The 23,528-nt window shown below is 43.0% G+C and carries 23 protein-coding genes; 18 read left to right on the top strand and 5 right to left on the bottom strand.

Annotation, left to right across the window (positions count from 1 at the left end):
• Positions 1-2: 2 nt before the first annotated feature.
• The 14 genes from AVL57_RS19695 to AVL57_RS19630 all read left to right on the top strand — a co-directional run bounded on the left by AVL57_RS19695 (position 3) and on the right by AVL57_RS19630 (position 11,872).
• Positions 3-797 carry a ParA family protein gene (locus tag AVL57_RS19695; RefSeq protein ID WP_013786818.1) on the top strand — a complete coding sequence of 265 codons (795 nt, stop codon included), beginning with the start codon at positions 3-5 and terminating at the stop codon, positions 795-797.
• Positions 798-846: 49 nt separating this feature from the next.
• Positions 847-1,725, top strand: a complete 879-nt coding sequence (locus AVL57_RS19690; RefSeq protein ID WP_057795052.1) for a ParB/RepB/Spo0J family partition protein — start codon at positions 847-849, stop codon at positions 1,723-1,725.
• Between the two features lie 205 nt (positions 1,726-1,930).
• Positions 1,931-2,314 carry an ATP synthase subunit I gene (locus tag AVL57_RS19685; protein WP_057795053.1) on the top strand — a complete coding sequence of 128 codons (384 nt, stop codon included), beginning with the start codon at positions 1,931-1,933 and terminating at the stop codon, positions 2,312-2,314.
• A gap of 99 nt (positions 2,315-2,413) precedes the next feature.
• Complete coding sequence (gene atpB / locus AVL57_RS19680; RefSeq protein WP_057795055.1) at positions 2,414-3,247, top strand: F0F1 ATP synthase subunit A; 834 nt, start codon at positions 2,414-2,416, stop codon at positions 3,245-3,247.
• Positions 3,248-3,351: 104 nt separating this feature from the next.
• Positions 3,352-3,573: a F0F1 ATP synthase subunit C gene (atpE, locus tag AVL57_RS19675; RefSeq protein ID WP_012520222.1), complete on the top strand. Its 222-nt coding sequence runs from the start codon at positions 3,352-3,354 to the stop codon at positions 3,571-3,573.
• A 45-nt stretch (positions 3,574-3,618) separates the two neighbouring features.
• The gene (atpF, locus tag AVL57_RS19670) at positions 3,619-4,089 is read left to right on the top strand and encodes a F0F1 ATP synthase subunit B (protein ID WP_057795057.1); all 471 of its coding nucleotides are present in this window, start codon (positions 3,619-3,621) and stop codon (positions 4,087-4,089) included.
• A gap of 14 nt (positions 4,090-4,103) precedes the next feature.
• Positions 4,104-4,637, top strand: a complete 534-nt coding sequence (gene atpH, locus AVL57_RS19665; protein ID WP_057795059.1) for a F0F1 ATP synthase subunit delta — start codon at positions 4,104-4,106, stop codon at positions 4,635-4,637.
• A gap of 13 nt (positions 4,638-4,650) precedes the next feature.
• Positions 4,651-6,192 (top strand): F0F1 ATP synthase subunit alpha, encoded by a 1,542-nt coding sequence (atpA, locus tag AVL57_RS19660; protein ID WP_057795061.1) that lies wholly within the window; start codon positions 4,651-4,653, stop codon positions 6,190-6,192.
• A 62-nt stretch (positions 6,193-6,254) separates the two neighbouring features.
• On the top strand, positions 6,255-7,115 hold the full coding sequence (gene atpG, locus AVL57_RS19655; protein WP_057795063.1) for a F0F1 ATP synthase subunit gamma: 861 nt from the start codon (positions 6,255-6,257) through the stop codon (positions 7,113-7,115).
• A gap of 33 nt (positions 7,116-7,148) precedes the next feature.
• Entirely contained in the window at positions 7,149-8,534 is a 1,386-nt protein-coding gene (gene atpD, locus AVL57_RS19650) for a F0F1 ATP synthase subunit beta (protein WP_013786810.1), read from the top strand.
• Between the two features lie 58 nt (positions 8,535-8,592).
• Positions 8,593-9,009, top strand: a complete 417-nt coding sequence (locus tag AVL57_RS19645; RefSeq protein WP_057795065.1) for a F0F1 ATP synthase subunit epsilon — start codon at positions 8,593-8,595, stop codon at positions 9,007-9,009.
• Positions 9,010-9,207: 198 nt separating this feature from the next.
• Complete coding sequence (locus AVL57_RS19640; RefSeq protein ID WP_057795067.1) at positions 9,208-10,122, top strand: hypothetical protein; 915 nt, start codon at positions 9,208-9,210, stop codon at positions 10,120-10,122.
• A 152-nt stretch (positions 10,123-10,274) separates the two neighbouring features.
• Positions 10,275-11,237 carry a hypothetical protein gene (locus AVL57_RS19635; protein WP_057795069.1) on the top strand — a complete coding sequence of 321 codons (963 nt, stop codon included), beginning with the start codon at positions 10,275-10,277 and terminating at the stop codon, positions 11,235-11,237.
• Between the two features lie 35 nt (positions 11,238-11,272).
• Positions 11,273-11,872 (top strand): glutathione S-transferase family protein, encoded by a 600-nt coding sequence (locus tag AVL57_RS19630; protein WP_057795071.1) that lies wholly within the window; start codon positions 11,273-11,275, stop codon positions 11,870-11,872.
• Between the two features lie 3 nt (positions 11,873-11,875).
• Here AVL57_RS19630 and AVL57_RS19625 read toward each other — a convergent pair whose 3' ends face one another.
• Positions 11,876-12,457, bottom strand: coding sequence for a DTW domain-containing protein (locus AVL57_RS19625; protein ID WP_057795073.1), 582 nt, complete (start codon positions 12,455-12,457; stop codon positions 11,876-11,878).
• 66 nt (positions 12,458-12,523) lie between these two features.
• Between AVL57_RS19625 and AVL57_RS19620 the strand changes: the two genes are divergently transcribed.
• The 3 genes from AVL57_RS19620 to AVL57_RS19610 all read left to right on the top strand — a co-directional run bounded on the left by AVL57_RS19620 (position 12,524) and on the right by AVL57_RS19610 (position 15,284).
• A complete protein-coding gene (locus AVL57_RS19620) occupies positions 12,524-12,862 on the top strand; it encodes an MGMT family protein (RefSeq protein ID WP_057795074.1) in 339 nt (112 codons plus the stop codon).
• 74 nt (positions 12,863-12,936) lie between these two features.
• Positions 12,937-14,130 carry a cyclic di-GMP phosphodiesterase gene (locus tag AVL57_RS19615; RefSeq protein WP_057795076.1) on the top strand — a complete coding sequence of 398 codons (1,194 nt, stop codon included), beginning with the start codon at positions 12,937-12,939 and terminating at the stop codon, positions 14,128-14,130.
• Positions 14,131-14,648: 518 nt separating this feature from the next.
• Entirely contained in the window at positions 14,649-15,284 is a 636-nt protein-coding gene (locus tag AVL57_RS19610; RefSeq protein ID WP_057795078.1) for a YiaD family glycine zipper/OmpA-like lipoprotein, read from the top strand.
• Between the two features lie 30 nt (positions 15,285-15,314).
• Here AVL57_RS19610 and AVL57_RS19605 read toward each other — a convergent pair whose 3' ends face one another.
• The 4 genes from AVL57_RS19605 to AVL57_RS19590 all read right to left on the bottom strand — a co-directional run bounded on the left by AVL57_RS19605 (position 15,315) and on the right by AVL57_RS19590 (position 20,030).
• Positions 15,315-15,878 (bottom strand): nuclear transport factor 2 family protein, encoded by a 564-nt coding sequence (locus AVL57_RS19605; protein ID WP_057795079.1) that lies wholly within the window; start codon positions 15,876-15,878, stop codon positions 15,315-15,317.
• Between the two features lie 184 nt (positions 15,879-16,062).
• Positions 16,063-17,064, bottom strand: coding sequence for a LacI family DNA-binding transcriptional regulator (locus AVL57_RS19600; protein ID WP_057795082.1), 1,002 nt, complete (start codon positions 17,062-17,064; stop codon positions 16,063-16,065).
• A 74-nt stretch (positions 17,065-17,138) separates the two neighbouring features.
• Positions 17,139-18,671 carry an MFS transporter gene (locus AVL57_RS19595; protein ID WP_057795083.1) on the bottom strand — a complete coding sequence of 511 codons (1,533 nt, stop codon included), beginning with the start codon at positions 18,669-18,671 and terminating at the stop codon, positions 17,139-17,141.
• 21 nt (positions 18,672-18,692) lie between these two features.
• The gene (locus tag AVL57_RS19590; RefSeq protein WP_057796498.1) at positions 18,693-20,030 is read right to left on the bottom strand and encodes a GH1 family beta-glucosidase; all 1,338 of its coding nucleotides are present in this window, start codon (positions 20,028-20,030) and stop codon (positions 18,693-18,695) included.
• A 516-nt stretch (positions 20,031-20,546) separates the two neighbouring features.
• Here AVL57_RS19590 and AVL57_RS19585 point away from each other — a divergent pair.
• Positions 20,547-23,483: a TonB-dependent receptor gene (locus AVL57_RS19585; RefSeq protein ID WP_376738710.1), complete on the top strand. Its 2,937-nt coding sequence runs from the start codon at positions 20,547-20,549 to the stop codon at positions 23,481-23,483.
• The last annotated feature ends 45 nt before the right edge of the window (positions 23,484-23,528 follow it).

The raw sequence follows: 23,528 nt of genomic DNA, 5'->3' as shown, positions 1-23,528 counted from the left end.
TTGTGGCAAAGGTAATCGCGATCGCGAATCAAAAAGGTGGTGTGGGTAAAACCACTACTGCAGTGAATGTTGCAGCATCAATGGCTGCCACAAAACGTAAAGTGCTACTGATTGATCTTGATCCACAAGGTAATGCAACCATGGGAAGCGGCGTCGACAAATACGATGTTCACGCTACCGCGTTTGAGTTGCTTATCGAAGAACAACCTATCAACGACGTTATTGTTAAAAATACGGCGGGTAAATTTGATTTAGTGGCTGCCAATGGCGACGTGACAGCAGCTGAAATTAAGTTAATGGAAATGTTTGCCCGTGAAGTACGCCTTAGAAATGCGCTAAAACCTGTTCTTGATTACTACGATTTTATCTTTATTGACTGCCCTCCTTCACTAAACCAACTTACGGTGAATGCATTAGCCGCGGCTGATTCAGTCATGGTGCCAATGCAATGTGAATATTACGCGCTTGAAGGGTTAACGGCGTTAATGGATACCATTCAAAAACTCGCGTCAGTAGTAAATCCTGAATTGAAGATTGAAGGGGTATTGCGTACTATGTACGACCCTCGTAACCGCCTTGCAAACGACGTTTCGGAACAGCTTAAGCGTCATTTTGGTGAGCAAGTATATCGTACTGTGATCCCGCGCAACGTGCGCCTAGCTGAAGCGCCAAGTTTCGGTACCCCGGCGATGTACTACGATAAGTCTTCTACAGGGGCTAAAGCATATTTAGCATTGGCGGGTGAAATTCTTCGTCGCCGTGATAAATCTGCGCCAAGTCAGGCGAAAGCCAGTTAAATATAAATAAAGCGTAATGCATATCAGCAAATAGGCCATTGAGGGTAATATGTCAGCAAGAAAAAGAGGGCTAGGTCGCGGTTTGGATGCGCTATTAGCAACCAGTCAATCGACGTCGCAAAGAGAAACAGATGCTGCGGCGACAGAAGCTACACAAAGCGAACTTAGTAAATTACCGATAGAATTTCTTGTGCCTGGCAAATATCAGCCTCGCAAAGACATGTCACCTGATGCCCTTGAAGACCTTGCTTCCTCTATTCGTGCTCAAGGTGTTATTCAACCCATTGTTGTTCGTAAGGTTGAAGACAACAAGTACGAAATTATTGCGGGTGAACGCCGTTGGCGCGCATCGCAACTTGCACAACTTGATGAAGTTCCTTGTCTTGTTAAAGATGTACCTGATGAGGCTGCCGTTGCCATTGCGCTAATCGAAAATATTCAGCGTGAAGATTTAAACGCGATGGAAGAAGCACAAGCATTAGACCGTCTAATGAACGAATTCTCCCTAACTCATCAAGAAGTCGCTGAAGCCGTAGGTAAATCTCGCACAACCGTGACGAACTTGCTTCGCCTTAACAATCTTAATGATGACGTTAAATTGTTAGTGGAGCATGGTGATATTGAAATGGGCCATGCTCGCGCATTGCTTGCCCTTGATGGTGATAAGCAATCAGAAGCGGCAAATGTTGTTTCAGGTAAAGGTTTAACGGTTCGTGATACAGAAAAGCTGGTCAAAAAGCTGCTTGAACCAGAAAAACCGAAGCTAGAGAAGCAAATTGATCCTGATGTGCAAAACCTTATGACCCGACTTTCAGAAAATTTAGGGGCACCGGTAACAATAGACCATAATGCAAAAGGGAAAGGTAAATTAGTCATTAGCTTTGACGATTTACAACAATTAGACGGAATAATAACTAAAATTCAATAAGTTATATTTATATGCTGAAAGGTAGTAGGCATTAATAGTGAGGCCATTCATTCCTAATACTTGGGCTGTGGACAGCCTCCTTTCCGGTTATAGCGTTAGAATATTTTCAGAATAGCTTTCAAAATGCGATGTACTGTTGAAAAATGTCGGTAAAACAGTATACTTCTGACGCTTTTCGTTAGACATGAACAAGCAGTAGGGCAACGTGAAAAACAAGTTAGCTGAACACGGATTATTTATTGCCAAAAAAGGCATTCTGTTTCAGTTAGTCACGGCACTAATAATAACCCTTTTGGCGGGTATTATCGCAGGTCAACATTCTGCAATATCAACCGCCGCTGGCGCAGTAATAAGTATACTGCCAACAGCCATTTTTTCGGGGTTTGCATTTAAATATGCTGGTGCGAGTAAAAACGAACTTGTTGCCCAAAGTTTTAGCCAAGGTTCAAAATTGAAACTGGCACTGACAATCATTTTATTTGTAGTGACATTTGCAGGCCTAAATGCCTCGCCACTAGAAGTTTTTGTGGCTTATGTCGTTACAACCGCCAGTCACGCACTGGCCATGTTCCGTTATGGTACGAAGTAGTCAAACAATAACGATTAATAAATAGCTACTGAATACTTGCTTACGAATATGTACTGGAACCAGTCACCAATTTTTACACTTTACAACTTAGGTTAAACAATGGCATCTGAATACACTACCTCAGAATATATCAAGCACCACTTGACCAATGCCACCATGTGCTCAACCGACAACGGAATTGCTTTTAACAAAGCATGCTCTGATGCAGGTTTTTGGGCGTGGCATGTCGACACACTAGCCTGGTCAATTGGCCTTGGCATACTATTTCTTGTTGTTTTTAGAAGCGTAGCTTCAAAAGCCACTACAGGCGTTCCTGGTAAAATGCAGGCGTTTGTGGAATTGGTTATTGAGTTCGTTGACGACAACGTAAAAAGTACCTTCCATGGAAGAAGTGCGCTAATTGCACCACTTGCACTAACTATTTTTGTTTGGGTTTTATTGATGAACCTGATGGATTTAGTGCCAGTTGACCTTATTCCTTGGGTTGCAGGCCTTGTTGGTCAGCACGCGTTCGGTATGGACCCTCATGATGTTTATATGAAGGCTGTCCCTACTACCGACCTTAACCTGACGTTTGCTTTAGCGTCTGGTGTGTTCATCCTAATTCTTTTCTACTCTATTAAAATGAAGGGCATCAGCGGTTTTGCAAAAGAACTTACTATGCAACCGTTCGGTCACCCTGTATTCATCCCAGTAAACTTTATTCTGGAATCAGTTACCTTACTTGCACGCCCGCTTTCATTAGCTCTGCGTTTATTCGGTAACTTATACGCCAGTGAGCTAATCTTTATCTTGATAGCCACTATTGGTTACTTCCAGTTACCTTTGCACTTTATGTGGGCCGTATTCCATATTTTGGTTCTCCCTCTACAAGCGTTTATTTTCATGATGCTCACCATCGTGTACTTAAGCTTGGCGTGTGAAGACCACTAGTAAGCATTGACCCGCGTTGGTAATACCTGGATTGACCGGCGCGGTTAATAACCGAGTTCTACTTTTAACATTAACTTTAAATTTAACTTAAATCGGAGACGTACATGTTATACATCGCAGTTGCACTACTGATCGGTCTTGGTGCCCTTGGTACCGCTATTGGTTTCGGTCTGCTGGGTGGTAAATTCCTAGAATCTGCTGCTCGCCAACCTGAACTAGCACCTCAACTTCAAGTGAAGATGTTCATCGTAGCAGGTCTTATCGACGCTATCGCGATGATCGGTGTTGGTATCGCTCTATACCTATTGTTCGCTGTTGGTGCTTAATTTTACTACACACTTTTTTAGCGAACTTTTAGAGGAGGGGCGATTGTGAATTTTAACGCCACTTTTATTGGTCAATTAATCGCCTTCGCTGTGTTCGTGGTGTTCTGCATGAAATATGTGTGGCCACCGCTGATGGCAGCGATTGAAGAACGTCAAAAGAAGATAGCCGATGGGCTTGAAGCTTCTGAACGGGCAGAGAAAGACTTAGAACTTGCTCAAGCGAAAGCCACTGAGCAAATGAAAGATGCGAAAGCGCAAGCAGCCGACATTATCGAGCAAGCCAAAAAGCGCGCCAACCAATTGGTTGACGAAGAAACGCAGAAGGGCCATGCAGAACGCGAGAAGATTATTGCTTCTGGCTACACCGAAATTGAAGCTGAACGCAATCGTGCCAAAGAAGATTTGCGCAAGCAAGTGTCTGCATTAGCAGTAGCTGGCGCACAGCAAATCTTACAACGTGAAATTGATGCTAACGCACAAAACGACATTGTTGAAAAACTTGTCGCTGAGCTTTAAGAGGGAGATGAGCCATGTCTGAATTGACAACCGTTGCTCGTCCTTACGCTAAAGCAGCTTTCGATTTCGCCGTCGAGAAGAATGCCATTGCGAAGTGGCAAGAAATGCTGACCTTTGCAGGTGCAGTAGCACAAAACGATGATATGCATCAGTTGTTATCTGGAGCAGTAGCTGCAGATACGCTGGCTGGCATTTTCATCAATGTTTGTGGTGAGCAACTCGATGATCATGGTCAAAATCTAGTAAAGATTTTGGCTGAAAATAAACGTTTAGCCGCGTTGCCTGAAATTTCAAATGTGTTTGATGCGTTTAAAGCTGATTACGACAAAGAAATTGAAGTAGACGTAACTTCAGCCTCTGCGCTGAACGATGCACAAAAAACCGATTTGGTTGCATCGTTGGAAAAACGTTTGGCACGTAAAGTGAAGCTTAATTGTAACGTGAATCCTGACCTGATCGCTGGCATGGTTATTAAAGCCGGCGATACAGTAATAGATGGTTCCGTAAAATCGAAATTGAACCGTCTAGCAGACGCGTTGCAAGCATAACGGGGATAAGAGCATGCAACTTAATTCCACTGAAATTGCTGAACTGATCAAGAAAAGAATTGAACAGTTCAATGTAAGCAGTGAAGCACGCAATGAAGGTACTATCGTCGCAGTAACTGACGGTATTATCCGCATTCATGGCCTTGCCGATGTAATGCAAGGTGAAATGATTGAGCTTCCTGGAAGCCGCTACGCTATTGCACTAAACCTTGAGCGAGACTCTGTAGGTGCGGTTGTAATGGGTCCATATGCGGACTTACAGGAAGGCGTAAAAGTACAATCTACTGGCCGTATTCTTGAAGTACCTGTTGGTAATGCCCTACTAGGTCGTGTTGTAAACACACTTGGTGAGCCTATCGACGGTAAAGGCGCCATTGATGCAGCTGGCTTTGAGCCAGTAGAAAAGATTGCACCTGGTGTAATCGAGCGTCAATCGGTAGATCAGCCAATCCAAACTGGTTATAAGTCAGTTGATGCCATGATCCCAGTTGGTCGTGGTCAACGTGAACTTATCATCGGCGACCGTCAGTGTGGTAAAACCGCAATGGCAATCGACGCTATCATCAACCAAAAAGGTACAGGCATTAAATGTGTGTACGTGGCGGTTGGTCAAAAAGCTTCTACTATCGCTAACGTGGTACGTAAGCTTGAAGAGCACGACGCATTGGGTCACACCATTATCGTTGCTGCTTCTGCGTCTGAGTCTGCTGCATTGCAATACCTTGCACCATACTCTGGTTGTACTATGGGTGAATACTTCCGTGACCGCGGTGAAGATGCGCTAATCGTATATGATGATTTGTCTAAGCAAGCTGTTGCTTACCGTCAAATTTCATTGCTACTTAAGCGTCCTCCTGGTCGTGAAGCTTACCCTGGTGACGTTTTCTATCTTCACTCTCGTTTGCTAGAACGTGCTGCTCGTGTAAACGAACAATACGTTGAGCGTTACACAAACGGTGAAGTAAAAGGCAAAACCGGTTCATTAACTGCGCTTCCAATTATCGAAACGCAAGCTGGTGACGTATCTGCTTTCGTACCTACCAACGTAATCTCGATTACAGATGGTCAGATCTTCTTAGAAACTGACTTGTTTAACGCAGGTATCCGTCCAGCGGTTAACGCTGGTGTATCAGTATCTCGTGTTGGTGGTGCTGCGCAAACTAAAATCATCAAGAAGCTGGGCGGTGGTATTCGTCTTGCACTTGCTCAGTATCGTGAATTGGCGGCATTCTCGCAGTTCGCATCTGACCTTGATGATGCAACCCGTGAGCAACTTGAGCACGGTGAGCGCGTAACAGAGCTAATGAAACAGAAACAATATGCACCACTGTCTATTGCAGATATGGGCGTATCATTGTTCGCGGTTGAAAAAGGTTTCCTTAAGGACGTTGAGCTTGGCAAAATCTTAGATTTTGAAGCGGCTCTTCATTCTTACATGAACAGCGAAAACGCTGACCTTATGAAGACTATCAACGAAACTGGTAACTTCAACGACGAAATCGCCGCTAAGTTAGCTGACGCTTTAACACAATTTAAAGCGACACAAACTTGGTAATCAATGCAGCCGATGATGTGTAAACACCATCGGCTTCACGTTGAGTAATCGGAGAGATAGTCATGGCCAGCGGTAAAGAAATAAAAGGTAAGATTGGGAGTATTAAAAATACTCAAAAGATTACCAGTGCAATGGAAATGGTTGCTGCGTCCAAAATGAAACGGGCGCAAGAACGTATGGCCTCTGGCCGTCCATATGCGCAAAACATGCTAAAAGTGATTGGTCACATTGCTAACGGTAACCTTGAGTTCCGCCATCCTTATTTGGAAGAGCGTGAAGTTAAGCGCGTCGGCTACATTGTGATTTCTACTGACCGAGGCTTGTGTGGTGGCTTAAACAGTAATGAATTTAAGCTTGTCACTCAGGACGTCAAAAAATGGCGTGACCAAGGTGTAGAAGTGGACTTCGCTGCATTAGGTTCTAAAGCGTGCTCATTCTTCAACCGTTTTGGTGGCACTTTGCTTGCCGCTGAATCTGGATTGGGTGATAAGCCGTCTGTGAGCGATGTAGTAGGTGTTGTACGCGTAATGCTTAAAGCTTACGACGAAGGCAAATTAGACCGAGTTTTCTTGGTATTTAATGACTTCGTAAACACCATGACACAGAAGCCTGTGATCAATCAGTTATTGCCTTTGCCAAAGTCTGAAGACGAAGAATATAAGCATCGTTGGGACTACATATACGAACCAGATCCAAAAGAAATTTTGGAAGCATTAATGGTGCGTTACATTGAGTCTCAGGTTTATCAGGGTGTTGTAGAAAACGCGGCGTCAGAACAAGCTGCGCGAATGGTTGCCATGAAGGCAGCAACCGACAATGCTGGTGACTTAATTGATGAGTTACAACTGATATATAACAAAGCGCGTCAAGCTGCAATCACACAAGAAATTAGTGAGATTGTGAGCGGTGCCGCAGCGGTGTAGGCAAAGGTTTCTAAAAGATAACGAGGACAAATTATGAGTCAAGGTAAGGTCGTCCAAATCATTGGCGCCGTTGTGGACATTGAGTTTCCACAAACTGCGGTACCAAGAGTTTATGACGCACTACGAGTTACCGAAGGTGGCTTGTCTGGGTTAACCCTAGAAGTGCAACAACAATTAGGTGGCGGTGTAGTTCGCTCTATCGCCCTAGGTTCTACTGATGGCTTACAGCGCGGTTTGGCTGTAGAGAACACTGAAAACCCTATTATGGTTCCAGTGGGTACAGCTACACTTGGCCGTATCATGGACGTATTGGGTAACCCAATCGACGAAGCAGGCCCAATTGGCGAAGAAGACCGTATGTCTATTCACCGTGCAGCGCCTAGCTACGAAGATCAGTCTAGCTCAGTAGAATTACTAGAAACTGGTATCAAAGTAATCGACTTGGTTTGCCCATTCGCTAAGGGTGGTAAAGTTGGTCTATTCGGTGGTGCTGGTGTAGGTAAAACTGTAAACATGATGGAGCTTATCCGTAACATCGCAATCGAACACAGTGGTTTCTCTGTATTCGCTGGTGTTGGTGAGCGTACTCGTGAAGGTAACGATTTCTACCATGAAATGAACGACTCTAACGTACTTGATAAAGTATCGTTGGTTTACGGCCAAATGAATGAGCCTCCTGGTAACCGTTTACGTGTTGCTTTGACAGGTCTTACTATGGCTGAGAAGTTCCGTGACGAAGGTCGTGACGTACTTTTCTTCGTAGATAACATCTACCGTTATACCCTAGCTGGAACAGAAGTATCTGCTCTTCTAGGTCGTATGCCGTCTGCGGTAGGTTACCAGCCTACACTTGCAGAAGAGATGGGTGTACTTCAAGAACGTATTACGTCAACGAAGACAGGTTCAATCACGTCAATCCAAGCGGTATACGTACCTGCGGATGACTTGACGGATCCATCTCCGGCAACCACCTTTGCTCACTTAGACGCAACAGTTGTACTTTCTCGTGATATCGCGTCTCTTGGTATCTACCCTGCGGTAGACCCACTAGATTCAACTTCACGTCAGCTTGACCCATTAGTTATCGGTCAAGAGCACTACGACGTAGCACGTGGCGTACAAACTGTACTTCAGCGTTACAAAGAGTTGAAAGACATCATTGCCATCCTAGGTATGGACGAGTTGTCTGAAGAAGACAAGCAAGTGGTATCACGTGCTCGTAAAATTCAGCGCTTCCTTTCTCAGCCTTTCTTCGTAGCAGAAGTATTCACTGGCTCTCCAGGTAAATATGTATCGCTTAAAGACACTATCAGTGGCTTTAAAGGTATCCTGGAAGGTGAATATGACTCTCTACCAGAACAAGCCTTCTACATGGTTGGTTCTATCGAAGAAGCGCAAGAGAAAGCCAATAAAGCATAATTATGTGGCTGACTCTGTCAGCCTATTAATGTGCTAACGTACCTAATCAGGAGGTTCTATGGCAGCAATGACAGTACATTTGGACGTAGTAAGCGCAGAAAAAGAAATTTTTTCTGGTCTTGTCGAAACGATCCAAGTGACAGGTAGCGAAGGTGAACTAGGTATACACCCAGGTCACGCGCCACTTATCTCTGCTATTAAACCTGGTATGGTGCGTTTGGTTAAGCAGTTCGGTGAAGAAGAAATTATTTACGTTGCTGGTGGTGTACTAGAAGTACAGCCTGGTAATGTCACCGTACTGGCTGATACTGCGGTTCGTGCAGAAGATCTTGACGAGCAAGCAGCAGAAGAAGCCAAACGACGTGCTGAAGAGCACATCGCCAACCCAGGCGCAGACTTTGATTACGCAGAAGCAGCTCAAGAGCTGTCTGAAGCTATCGCACAACTTCGCCTTATTCAGAAGTTACGCAAGTAATCTAATAGCTGTTCATAAAAACCCGCCTTTTGGCGGGTTTTTTTATTTAAATAGATGGATAAACAGTGTAAATAAAAACGCCAATCGATTAACATAAGGATTGCTGAATATAATGATTGTCTACGCAGATTGTGACTAATTAGTAGTAATATAAAAGCAGTCTGTCCGTATCCTTTCGTTAGTAGATACGATGGTTTTATGAAAATAGCTCCCCCAACTAGTAAACCGCAACAGTTTATTGGATTATTTCCTTTATTAGTTTTATTAGCGATACCGCTATTGAATATGTACTCGGGTGCCTTTTACTGGCCGGATTCAGGCGATATGGTTGCACAGCGAAGCTTTAATTCTGCGGTAAGTATTTCGTTATTTATTGGGTATTTTTGGTTTAGCTTTCGTTACATTCATCAAAACGTAGCCAGCAGTTTAATTTCTTTATTGGTAAAAAAAAATCAGCTCGGTCAGTTTTCAGTACACAGGCAAAAGCTAACGAAAGCGTTTCATCACCAAATTGTAAACTCATTGATAATTTCATCTATGTTCATGGCTGTATTAGCATTTCTAGGCGATGTTAGTAATGAAAGCTATAACATCAAAGGCATTTCATACATTGCATCATTTGTTACTTTTAGCCTTCTCACTTCCTTATTTTTGTTTCAAGTAAGATCGAATGTGACCTACCTGCTAAGACAGGTACTTCCAGGAACCAATAAGTCCTCTGACTATTGGGCGTCTTTTAGCGTAATTACCAAGCTTTCTCTGACTAATGCCCTATTTGCCTTAGGCCTATTAACCGTTCTGCCAATATTTTGGTTTAACGTTGTAGTGTCACCTTTGGAAGTGATAGCGGTGGTAAGTATGTCACTGTTAATTGTGGCATATACATTCACGCCCTTGTTGAAATTAAAATTGATTTTAAAGCAGCAGAAAACTCGTACCTTAAACCAAGGTCAAAGTGTTACGAACAATCACAACCGCGATGATAGGCAGCCAAAAGTGGTTCGTGCACCCAGTGAAGTATGCAACAGCAGTGATAAACTAAAAACAATAGCTGCGGTGGTATTAGTTCCCGTGTCGTGGGGACTGGTGTCAATGGTTGAAACGTTGATTTAGTTCGTCAGCTTTACAGCCAGTCTTAGATGACGATATTTAAGTACTTTTTAAATTTGGTTTGCTCTTCCTATACCCGTATAATTCAAAGTTCAGCGTTCAGTAAACGCAAACGTCCCCTTTCCTATTGATTAAAATTAGCGATTAAAAATACGATGAAGTTCAGTGCTTACGAGAGTAACCGCAATGTAGTAAGTGTATGGGCGTACCCACTCTTCTTAGTATTAATTTTGCTACTTATACATAATTGGACCGGTGCATTAACATGGCCTGTTCTCGATGATGACCATCAACGAGATTTTAATACGGCGCTAGGCACTACGCTGCTTTCTGGATTTTTTTGGCTTACGATTAGAAATGTGCATAAGAATGCGGCAAGTACGTTAATTGCAGCGTTAGTAAGCTTAGAAAAATTAAGTCAGTATAATCATCATCGCGGTGTGTTAAGTAGGCAGTTCGCTAAACACCTCATGTGGTCAACCTCGGTTGGGGTGATCATGCCCGTGGCTTATTTATTATCAGAAGGGCTTGTGACACGGATAGATGAGCCAGAAGTGCTTGTTATCGCACTCACATCCATCCCTTTTTGGTTATTGTTAACGCTCTTTATTTTACAGGTATTTAGCAACACTCATTATTTGCAGAAGCTGGCATCAACAGAACATTCTGATTCTATAAAAGAGCTGAATTCGCTGCGTGAAATATTCAACATGGCCCTGTCGAATACCTTAATTGCGGTTAGTGGATTTGCGTTAACACCGATTTTTTGGATCAACAAACCTGTCCCTTTCTTCGACATTGTGATTCTCACCGTTTACGCCGGTTTAATTTCAGCGTATTTGTTTTTACCCATGATAATAGTGGCTAAACGAATGCGTACCGTGTCAAACATCATGATGACAGAGCATGAAAGCGAAATTACTCAGTTAATTCGTCAGCAGGCAAATAGCGGCGAAACGTCAACGCTAAGTAAGAAAATAGAGTCGATAGAAACCAATAAAGAAACGTTACGTAAAATTTTGAGCAAATCCCAAAAGCTTAGATTGCTTATGTGCATGATGCCTTTACCAACTTCTTGGTTTGTCTTTCTATTTGTAGAATACTTCTACTACGGGTAGCTTATAGGGTAAGTAAATTTCAAAAGGAGAGTGACATGCTAATTTACGGTGATAAGCGATCTGGTAATTGCTATAAATTGCAGCTTTTGCTGGCATTACTTGGGAAGGCATGTGAGTGGATTGATGTCGATATTCTTAAAGGAGAGTGCCGAACAGATGCCTTCCTAGCTAAGTCCCCTAACGGTAAAATTCCTATTCTAGAGCTAGATGATGGACGTGTGTTGTCTGAGTCTAACGCCATAATGCATTATTTAGCATCGGGCTCTACGTTCATCCCCACCTCACCCTTTACTTTTGCCACTTTATTACAATGGCAATTCTTCGAGCAATACAGTCACGAACCCTATATTGCGGTCGCGCGCTATATCAACCTTTACCTTGGATTACCTGAAGATAAAAAAGCAGAATATGAGGCGAAGCAAGCTGGCGGCTACAGAGCGCTTGAAGTAATGGACAAACAACTTAGCCAAACCCCGTTTTTGCTAGGTAATCATGTTTCGCTGGCAGATATCTCACTATTTGCCTATACCCATGTTGCACACGAGGGAGGCTTCGATCTTGCTGCTTACCCCGCGATAAGAAACTGGATAACACTGATTAAGGACCAAAAAGGGTTTATTCCAATGGATGCCTAGGGGTTAGGTCTCTCGCTGGTGGGATTTTGGCCCTCTCCAATTATCTTGCATGGCCTCTTGTAACTTTATGAAAGGCTGAGTATCAATATTATATAGTGTGTTTAATGAATAGGCCGTTGCTTCAAGAGTTGATAACCCTTCACGAATTCGAGTATGCCTTATTCTATATTGTGTAGAGGGGGCGTGCTCGAAATGAAAGCTCGGTATAGACGATAACCATGGAAATTGTTGTAACACAGCATAAGCTTGCTTCCAGCTACCGTCTATGACTAATAGAGTTTGAAGCGCTGAAGCAATGTGCTCTCGTTGTGACTCAAGTGCAATACTGCGTTCACTAGGGTATAAAAGTGCTTTCGATTGAACACTGCATCTTGAAGCTAATAATTCCATTTCGCTAATACTATCGGTGGTAATTATTTCCACATCATTAGCGCAAAGCTTTATTAGTCTCGCCGTATTTTTAGCATTGGCAGACTCTTTAACGTGTTGAATTACAATAATCTTGATTGGTATTATAACCAAAGATACCGCATCACAAATACAGGTGTTTATAGGGTAATTGCACTGTTTACATTTAGCTCTCATAGTCGTATTTCGAAAAAATCCCTGTTTTTAAACCGTTAAAAATAGTTAGAATGGATAATATGCATTATGGTTAATGTAGCGATACAATCCAAAATACTAAAAACGCTTTCAATTGTACCAAGTGGTTACGTAGTCAGCTATGGGCAGTTAGCTGACCTTGCAGGCTTGCCCGGTAAGGCTAGACTTGTAGGAAAGTGCTTAAAAGACTCTGATGCGACTACTCGATGGCATCGAGTTATAAGGTCCGATGGAAAAATAGCGTTTCCGGCAGGATCTGAGCTAGCAGAAGAGCAGCGATCATTGCTTGTATCGGAAGGGATTGTAGTTAAAAACCATAGAGTGAACATGAAAGTTTATGGTTGGAAACCAAGTTTATATACTTTATTGGCAGAGCTAGAGAAGTAATTATATGAACTTATGTTTGGCATAAATTATCACACAGTAGGTGTGGCGTTTTTTAAAGTGGTATTTCACTCATAATGCTCAAAAAAATTACAATAAAGGACTTGAAGCCAGGGATGTTTGTTCATCAGATCCTGGAGCAAAAGGGTCAACTTTCAGTTAAAAGCCAAGGACGAGTTACCTCGCAGGCTATTGCTGATGCTCTTAAAAAGAAAGGCGTGCTAACCCTTGTTGTCGATACTGATAAAGCATTTAGTGTATCTTCAGGTGAACCTGCACCTAAAAAAGAAGCGCCGGTAAGCAAAAAAATAGAAGAGAAAGTGCCTAAGGTAAGCCTTGAAAACGAATTGACCCGCGCAACTAAGTTGCACGTGCAAGGTAAGCGCATCCAAAAGCAGCTGCTTAACAGTGTTAAAAAAGCACAGCCTTTTGATAGCAGTATTCCGAAAGAATTTTCAGCAAAGTTGGTTTCTTCAGTAGACCGCAACCCCGATGCGTTATTGTGCCTGACGAAAATTCGTGAAAAGGACGATTACCTACTCGAACACTCTTTGAATGTGGCCATTTTACTGGCTAACTTTGGGCGTCATTTAGGGATGTCTGAAAGTGAAGTTCAAGATCTCTCCTATTCAGGCTTTCTTCATGATCTGGGTAAAATTCAAATACCAGATGAGATTCTGCACAAACCTGGCCGTTTAACCGATGATGAAATGGACATTATGAAAGGGCATGTTAAACATGGTGTCGATTATTTGAATGAAACCGACTTAGACAAGGCCTTAATTAGAACTATCAGCGAGCATCATGAGCGCTTAGATGGTTTAGGGTACCCTATGGGCACTAAAGGTGAAAATATAAGCCGTGAAGGCCGCATGTTGGCTATTGCGGATATGTACGATGCCCTAACTGCAGATAGAGTTTACAAATCTGGCATGTCGAGCCAAAAAGCGTTTTCTATTTTACTCAGTGATGCGCCGTCTCGATTAGATTTACCATTGGTTCAACAATTTATTAAATGTATGGGGATCTATCCGGTAGGAAGCCTAGTACTCCTGTCGAACGAACGACTTGCCATGGTTTTAGAGCAAACAGATTCCCCATTAGCGCCTAAAGTTAAGGTATTTTATTCTGTAAGAAATGCACATTTCTTGGAACCAAAAGATATCGACTTAGCGTCGGAAAAAACCGTTAAGGTTTCAAAAGCGGCTATTGCTTCTGATTATAAAATTGATGTGAACGCCTTTTTCGAACGCTCGGTGTCTATTGGGTAAGCGCGTTAAATACAATACAGTGTATATATTCGGTATAAGTTCAGCATTGGGATAGGCACACACCGTCGTAGAAATGCGACTAAGTAAGAACGTTGCGTTGGTCTGTACCCTTTACAAAGATTTTCGCGTTATATATCTCAACATTAATTAAACGGCGGGCGCAGACAGCTCGTATTTACGCGTTTATCAAAATATTACTTGTCGAAGTAAGGCATCCCACGGCTAGCACTACAGGCAGCCGTTTAGCTTACGTTCAGTTTACTTCCTCTATAATGCCCTTAACGTTTTTTGTTTATTGGTTACACTCAAGCCAATTGATGAATGTGGAATACATATTGCTGCACTTCCTGCTTAACAGTGTTTAATAAATATTGCTCAACAATTATTGCATAATGTAATGAGGCGATAATTTAATAGCAGTAAAGATAGAAGTGACGCGAGTGTGCAAGTGGAAAGCTTAAAAGTAAGCGTAAGCTCGCCTTCACCGTAATAATTAATAACGACGTACCGAGGATGTTATGAAAAAGAAAATAGGAATTACTTTAATTGCGGCATCTTTAGCCGTTGCCGGCTGTGCTAATGATCCTTCAAACTCTCAAAAAGGCGCAGCCATTGGAGCTGTTGTAGGCGCATTGTTAGGTAAGGCAACGGGAGATAATGACAAAAGTCGTTACGCTTGGGGTGCGGCAGTAGGTGCAATTGCAGGTGGCGCGATTGGCGGTTACATGGACAAGCAAGAAGAAGCGCTTCGAAGTGAATTATCTGATACCGGCGTTCAAGTGGTTCGAGAAGGTGATAACTTACGTTTGATCATGCCTGGCGATATAACTTTTGCTACAGACAGTTCTTCTATCAGCCCCAACTTTAATCCAGTCCTTCAAGATGTTGCGAAAGTAGTAAACAACTACGAAAAAACAGTGCTGATGATAAAAGGTCACACTGATGACACAGGCTCGGAACAATATAACCAAGGGTTGTCTGAGCGCCGTGCAGGTGCGGTTAGAAACGTACTATTGAACTACAGCGTTAACTCTACACGTATCACTACAGTAGGTATGGGTGAGTATCAACCTAAAGTGCCAAACGATACTGCTGCTAATAGGTCGATGAACCGCCGCGTAGAACTCGAGATTCAGCCGCTAACTCAGTCATAGCGTTAGCTGTTAACCAAAAAAAAAGGGCCTTTATTGGCCCTTTTTTCTGTGTGATTTAATTTGCTCTGCGACGCTATCGGCTAGCGCATTCGGAATGGGAATGGTTAAGTGGTATTGGCTTACTTTCCACTCGTTGTTCACAAGTACCAATACTCCAGTTCCACGTGTTACCCCTAAACTATCATTGTCTAGAAGTTCATCGAACCACGCTACGTCGCGATTATTAGAAAAATATATATGCCTTGAATGGGGTGTATATGTCCAACCCCGCCCTTTTGAAAAATGAGGTTGTGCGTATGCTTTAAAGGCATTAATGGTCCATATCTCATTCGCATCTGTTCCAATGAAAACGGCATTGTCGCTATACAGTGAAAAATAATCATCGAAGTTTGCATCGGAAGCAAATTGGTGTAGTGAATCAAGCACCCTATTTACCTTTTCTTCAGCTTCTAGCAAGGGCTGAGCTTTGCTATTATGAGATTTGTTACTCTGAGCTTTGACAAAGATATGCGGTTGTACCGTTGAGGTTAATGCCTCAGCAGCAACAGCATTTAAACAACTTAGAAAGAAATAAAGGGTAATAGTTAAACGCATATAAGTCGCTCCGAAAGAACACTAGAGGTTTCACATGAAACATGTGCAAAGCAGTTTATCGTAAATAGAAACAGTGCAATAGCGCAGTTTCGCTTTGTTCATGTGTGCTTATGCGCGCTTAAAAAGACACCTATTCCGAGCCCTTTATAGGGATCTCATAATAGAGAGAGCTTAGAAGAAAAACCTAGGCCTCATACGCCATAGTTGACTCTCGTACAATCAACGAAGGTTGAAACAATGTTTGCACTTCATCTTTGTAGCCATAAACCACATTTAAAATATGACGTGCTGACATTGCAGCCATGTCGGAGATAGGGTTGCTAACCGTGGTGAGGCGTGGGAATACATGGTGAGCAAAAACAGCATCATCAAAACCTACAATAGACAAATCTTGTGGCAGGTTCATTCCTAAATCTCTAGCGCAGCTCATTGCACCTGAAGCCATCCAATCATTAGCACATACCAGCGCTGAAAAAGGCGAATCTCCTGACAGCAGCTCCAATAGACCAGCTTTACCATCTTCTTCAGTGTAATCCCCTTCAAACACTAAGTTCGGTGTAAAGGCTATACCTGCTTCTTTGAGCGCGCGTTTATGACCGGCTAATCGTTGATTGGCGTCGCATTTATCAGAAGGCCCCGATATATAGGCAATACTTTTATGGCCTAGGCTAATTAGGTGTTGAGTAGCTAAATAGCCGCCTTTTTCATTGTCTAACACAATACACCCTTCACCCACGCCATTAACTTGGCGGTTAACTAAAGAAATTGGGAGGCGAGAAGCATTAAGTGTTTTTAAATACTCATCACTCATGGCTTCAGCGTGCATGATGATAGCATCGCAATTACGGCCAATTAAAAACTCGACGGCATCTTGTTCGGTTTCTAAATTATTGTGTCCTACCGTAATAATAACGTGCTTATCAGCGGCCCTTAGCGTTAGCTCTACAGCTTGCATCAAGTCACCAAAAAATGGCGAGTTTAGTTCTGAAACTAGAATGCCAACACTATCTGAGCGGCTGGTGGCCAGTGAACGGGCGATAGAGTTGGGGCGGTAGTTTAGCGCTAGCATGGCTTCTTCTACCTTGGCTTTTAAGGTGGGATTTACAGTAGTTTTACCGTTCAATACCCGAGATACCGTCGACAACGAGACCCCTGCCTTATCAGCTACTTCATAGATTGTTGCCACGTATCACTTCCCCCAACTTAGTTTTGATGCTCATTAATGCAGTGTTCGCATTACATAAAGCATTATGCCGTTATTCAGGCAGTTGCGCTACGACGCTTGAGTAAAGTCTCTGTCACTTCTTGCTGGCGCGCATCGGTAAGCGGATAAAACATAATAAGGAGTGCGCCGGCTATACCGAAACAGGCAGGTATCCAGCTCATCAATGCTTGCATACCTGGAAGGGTTTGCGTAATAGAGTCAACTTGCATGCCGTCATAGCCATAACTGCCTAGCACTAACAGTACTAATGCGCCCGCAAAGCCCCCACCAGTTTTCTGTACGAAAGACCCTGCCGAGTATATTAAGCCTGTTGCTCGTCGGCCTGTGCGCCATTCGTTATAGTCTGCAGAGTCGCCCAACATGGAAAAGAATAAGGTTGGCATTATCGCAGCGAAAAATTCCGCACCACAGCCTAATACAAATATGCCCGTCACAGATCCTTGTGGCACAAAGTAAATCGCACATGTCAGAGCGCTGCTGGCCAATAACGAGATAACAAATAGCTTTTTCCGGCCCATATAACGCGACAGCGATGGCGTCGCCAATGCGCCCAATATCGAGACCACCAATAAGGCGATAAAATAGTATCCAGTGAGCAATTCATCTCCAACGTAATACTTGAAGTAATAGGCAATGACACCGTACTTAATGCCGTTAAACATCATAGTAAGGAAGCCCATACCTAACAAAATGACCCATGGCTTATTGGTAAGCAAATCAATGATGTCTTGTTGTGAACGGCTATTTTGCGTTTCAGGTCGGTTAACAAGGCGCTTAATGAAGAAAGAGGTTACAGAAATAACGACAACGAAAGCGATACCACTTGGCCAATTTCGATAATAGAAAAAGGCCGTTATGGCTGACAGTGGAAATAGAATGAGTGGTAATTGACGAGACAAATCCTTTAGCTCTTGAAGTAAGCTTGCTCCGTCGTTTTGCACGACTGGCACCCTTTCTTTAGTGGTCGCTACCGTTGTGAACATGAGTGCGACCAACAGAGTAGCAAAAAGATACATGGCATATTGATACCCCTTTGCGGTATTGCCTTCTCCGAAAAATTCAACCAGCATCGGTAAACAACCCATAACTAGCAGGCCGCCCATAAACGCCCCAGCAAATCGAAAGCCAGATAAACTGGTGCGTTCCCTATCATCACTTGTCATCACGCCCATTAATGCGGAATAAGGTACGTTATTCACCGTGTAAGCTAGCGTTAGGCCTATATAGGTTAGGTAGGCATAGATAAGCTTATTTGAGTAAGAAAAATCAGGGGTGGTGAAACACAGCACCATAAATAAGCCTAGAAATGGGGTAGAACCTAATATCCAAGGCCGAAATTTACCCAGTTTAGTTTGTGTTCTATCAGCAATCATTCCCATGATAATGTCGGTGACACCATCAGTAAGGCGTACCACCAAAAAAAGCATAGCGGCCGCAGCCGCCGTTAACCCAAAGGTATCGGTGTAGAACACCGCTAAGTATGCAAGGGCACCACGCCAAACTAGATTAGCCGCTGCATCACCCAACCCATAACCAATCTTTTCCCTTACACTTAACGAATGATCCACAGCGTATTCCTTTTATTTTTGTTATTTACGACTAGCTAATAAACGTTGGTAAGCCTTCGCGCTATTCTTAAAAGTACGTTCTTGTGTATCAAAATCAACATATACAAGCCCGAATCGTTTTTCATAGCCCTCAGCCCATTCGAAGTTATCCATGAGGCTCCACGCGAAGTAACCACTCACTTCGACGCCAGATTCCATTGCCTCGTTAACCGCGTTTAAGTGACCCGTGTAATAGTCGATTCTACCCTCATCATCTACCATACCATCTTCAACGACATCTGCCATGGCAGCCCCGTTTTCAGTAATGTACACAGGAGGTAGTTTATAGCGCTTATTCAAAGAAACGAGTAGTTCGCGTAAGGCTTCAGGGTAAATTTCCCAACCGATATCTGTCATGGGTGCTTGATGGGCGTGCTCGTGGAATAGGTTTTCAGCTTTAATGGGGGCAGAGTAGTGAAGTCGGGTGTAGAAATTAATACCAAGAAAATCTAAAGGCTGACAGATAATTTCCATATCGCCTGATTCAATAGGAGGTTTATCATTATCTGCTAATGCATCAATAACATAGGGGTAACTACCTTCCATTACAGGTTGCATATACCATTGATTAATATATTGATCTGCCATTTCTGTAGCAAGTTTGTCGGCCTCTGAATCTGATGCGCTGTAGCATGGTGTAAAATTTAAAACGATGCCGTTCAAAGCATGAGGAGCATTCTTTCTTAGAACTTGCATGCCTAATCCGTGGGCAAGTAAAATGTGATGTGCGGCCGCTCTACCCCGCTTTCTTCCTTTTCGTCCAGGGGCATGAACACCAATTTCGTAGCCTAAATATGCAGAGCAAAAGGGTTCATTAAAGGTGGCATAGGAATAAACTCGCTCACCAAAGGCAGCGGTAATTTTGTCTGCATAGTTTGCAAAATCGTACGCGGTTTGACGATATAGCCACCCGCCTTTATCTTCTAAATACTGTGGTAAGTCCCAATGATAAAGGGTAACAAAAGGCTTTATGTTCGCTTCAATTAACACATCAAGTAATTGAATATAAAAAGAAACGCCCTTTCTGTTCAGTTCTCCATCCTGATTCATTACTCGTGGCCAAGATATAGAAAAGCGATACGCATCTACGCCAAGCTGTTTAAGCATTTCGACATCATCACGCCATCTAAGGATGTGTTCACACGCTACCACGCCATCAGAATTATCGGCTACTGCCCCAGGGGTACGACAAAAAACATCCCAAATACTCTCCATTCGGTTTTCAGCATCCCCCTCTATTTGAAAAGAAGAAGTCGCTGTTCCAAACGTAAATTGTTTATCTAGCATGGGGCTTGTTTTGGGTAGCTCTATGTCTTTCATCATTTCTTAGGATCCTATTACAATTCTCAATAATGTAGCGAGGTGAAGGTTGGAAAGCGTGAGAAATAAGCGCGATGGATGACTTCACCTATTTTGTTTATAGCATGAACTCAACATTTTGAGAAAGCGCTTTCTTTGTAAAGTTGTTATATTTTATCTTTACGTTAGAAAGTGCCCGTTTACATTTGGCCTAGATTAGTCAATTAATAATATTCTAGGGGATAACTCAAGATTATGATTTTAAATAATAAATATTAATGTAACTAGGTGTTCGATTTAAAGCTGGCTTTTCGTTGTGAACTTTGTGTGAAAAAAATGTTGATCTTTAGTCTAGGATGACTTAGCTTTGAGAAAGCGCTTTCTCTTGCGGGTGTTTCGTTGATAAACCTGAGAAAGCCCTTTCTTGGGAAGCGCTCATCACTCAGCACAACATAAGAGAGAAAGACAGTGACACATAACAAGCTATACAAATCTAAAATCGCTACTAGTCTGTCTTTAATATTGGGAACAGGCCTGATGTTCCCAGTACAAGCACAGGAAGCTAGCGAAAATGACAATATAGAAGTCATTCAAGTATCTGGAATTCGAAGCAGTGTTCAAGAATCGATGGGCATTAAGCGTGATTCAGCGGGTGTTGTTGATGCTATTTCCGCTGAAGACATTGGCAAGTTTCCTGATACAAACTTGGCAGAATCCCTTCAACGTATTACCGGTATATCGATAAGCCGAAATAATGGTGAAGGTAGCCAAATTACAGCACGTGGTTTCGGGCCAGATTTCAACATGGTGACGCTAAATGGCAGAACGATGCCAGGCGCAGCATTACCTAATGGTGGTAGCGTTGGTAATTCCCGTGCATTTAACTTTTCTGATTTAGCCTCTGAAAGTGTCCGCGCTGTTGAGGTTTATAAAACTGGGCGTGCAAGTATAGCGACTGGTGGTATTGGTGCCTCGGTAAATATTCGTACCGCAAGACCATTTGATGCCTCTGAAACTGGCATCATGGCCAGTGTCGGCGCAAAAGCATTGCATGACACCACAAACCGCGTAGGTGACGATGTCACTCCAGAGTTGTCTGGTTTTATTAATTACTTAGACGACGATAGAAAATTCGGCGTGACCTTTACTGGCTCTTATCAACAGCGTGACAGTGCAGCTCAGGGCGCATTCGTAAACGAATGGCGCGTAAACCCATTTGACGGCACTGTGCCACAATCACCCGATCCAGCAAATCCCGATAGTGGCGACCCTATCGTTTTAAATAATGCCCCAGCTATGGGGCAGCTATTTGGTATCCCTTCAGATTTACGTTATTACATGGCAGATAGAGAGCGAGAGCGTACCAACGCCCAGCTTACTTTTCAGTATGCGCCTAGTGATGACCTAGTGGCTACCTTAGACTATACGTATTCAAAGCAAGACTTATATGAAGCTCGTGCGGAACAGTCAATTTGGATGGACGACCGTTACTTTACAAACTTAACTTTCGATGACAATACGGTTAAAACCCCCGTACTTATCACCCAAGAGCGCAGAGATTTATTGCCTCGAGATTTAGGCCTAGCGTTACAAGAGCTTAATCAGGTTAACGAAAATAAATCGGTAGGTTTTAACGTCAAATATTTTGCTACTGATGATTTAACGCTGCATTTCGACTTGCATAACTCTACAGCAGAAGGTCGACCAGACTCGCCTTATGGTACATGGACAAACCTTGGTCTTGGTGCGAATGTTGTCCGCGGACAAGGTGTCGATTTCTCCGGTGATTTTCCCATCATGATTGTCGATTTCGACGATGTTTCTCGTACAAATTTAAACGGAAATGGCGTACTGGATCAAGACGATGTGGGAACATCAATTCTTGATATGAACTTTGCTTCACAAGAAACCGAAATTACTCAAGCTCGCATTGACGGTAGTTACGCTATGGATACCGGAAGTATTAACTTCGGTATTGAATCTCGCGCCATGGAAAGTACTTCACTACAATCACTTACTCGTCATACCATGGGCAATTGGGGTATTGAAAATCCAGGCGAATTACCAGCAGGTTCACTAACGCCGCTCGATTTAGCCAGTGAGTTTAGCGATTTCAACACCACAGGTATGTTTTCACAAGGTTTCACCGGAAGCGTGGCTGAAATTGGTGCTTTCGCCGCTGACGAGTATGGTTTCGATTTACTTGCCAATAACCCATTTGCAACTAACCGTACCATTGAAGAAGATATTACGTCGGTTTATTTCGAGCTCGATTTATCCGGTGAGCTCAATGGTATGGAATACAACCTATTGACCGGTATTCGTTACGAAAATACAGATGTTACTTCTATTGCGAATATCAGTTTGCCTAGCGGGATTGCATGGGAAGGTAACAACGACTTTAACGTTCGTTTCGGTAGCGACATGGAAGATGTGGAAGTTGATTCAAGTTATGATCACTTCCTTCCTGCGTTAGATTTCGATATTGAAGTAATGGAAAATGTGATTGCACGTTTCTCATATAGCAAAACCATCGCCAGACCGACTTATAACAACTTAAGTGCAGCTTCTACCGTTGGTACGCCAAGTAGCCCCACCCTTCTTAGCGATGGCCCAACGGCAACGGCAAGTTCTGGTAACCCGGCCCTTATACCTCTTGAATCTGACAACGTAGACTTGTCACTGGAATACTACTTTGATGAAACCAGTTACGTATCGGTAGGTTTTTACGATAAACGCGTTAAAAACTTTATTGGTAACGAGCAGGTTGAAGAGAATATTTTTGGCCTAACTGATGCTACCGCAGGCCCTCGTGCACAAGCTGCTATGGACGAGCTTGAAGCGCGCGGTATTCCTATCAGCGATACCTCGTTATTTAACATGGTTGCTGCAATGGAAAATGGCGTCGATTACGACTCTATGACCGATGAACAGTTCGAAGCAGAATACGACATTATTCCAAATGGTGACGATCCATTGATGACTTTCATCAATTCGAAGCCTGTAAATAACAAAAATGCCAATATTTACGGATTTGAGCTGGCTGCACAACACTTCTTCGGCGATACCGGTTTTGGTATTCAAGCGAACTATACAACGGTTACCGGTGACATCGGGTTTGATAATAATGCAAACCCAAGTATTACCCAGTTTGCGTTAGTCGGCTTGAGTGATACCGCCAACTTGATATTCATGTATGAAATGGATGCACTTCAAGCACGTATTGCCTATAACTGGCGTGATAAGTTCTTAGATACCACGTCTCAATATGTGAATGAGCCAGGCTATACAGAAGCATACTCGCAAATTGATTTTAGTATGTCGTATGAAGTGTCTGAAGCATTGACCGTATCGTTTGAAGGAATAAACATTACCGATGAAAATATTCGTCGACACGGAAGAACCAGCGCTATGCTGTGGCAACTAGATGAATTAGGAGCGCGTTATGCATTGGGTGCGCGTTACACCTTTTAAATAAAGCGTACGCTTAGATGATATATGGCCTATTGGGGTGGAATG

The sequence above is a fragment of the Alteromonas stellipolaris genome (assembly GCF_001562115.1).
In the GTDB taxonomy this organism is placed as follows: domain Bacteria; phylum Pseudomonadota; class Gammaproteobacteria; order Enterobacterales; family Alteromonadaceae; genus Alteromonas; species Alteromonas stellipolaris.
Note: the sequence above shows the minus strand (reverse complement) of the source record. Positions and strands in the feature narration are given on the sequence as shown.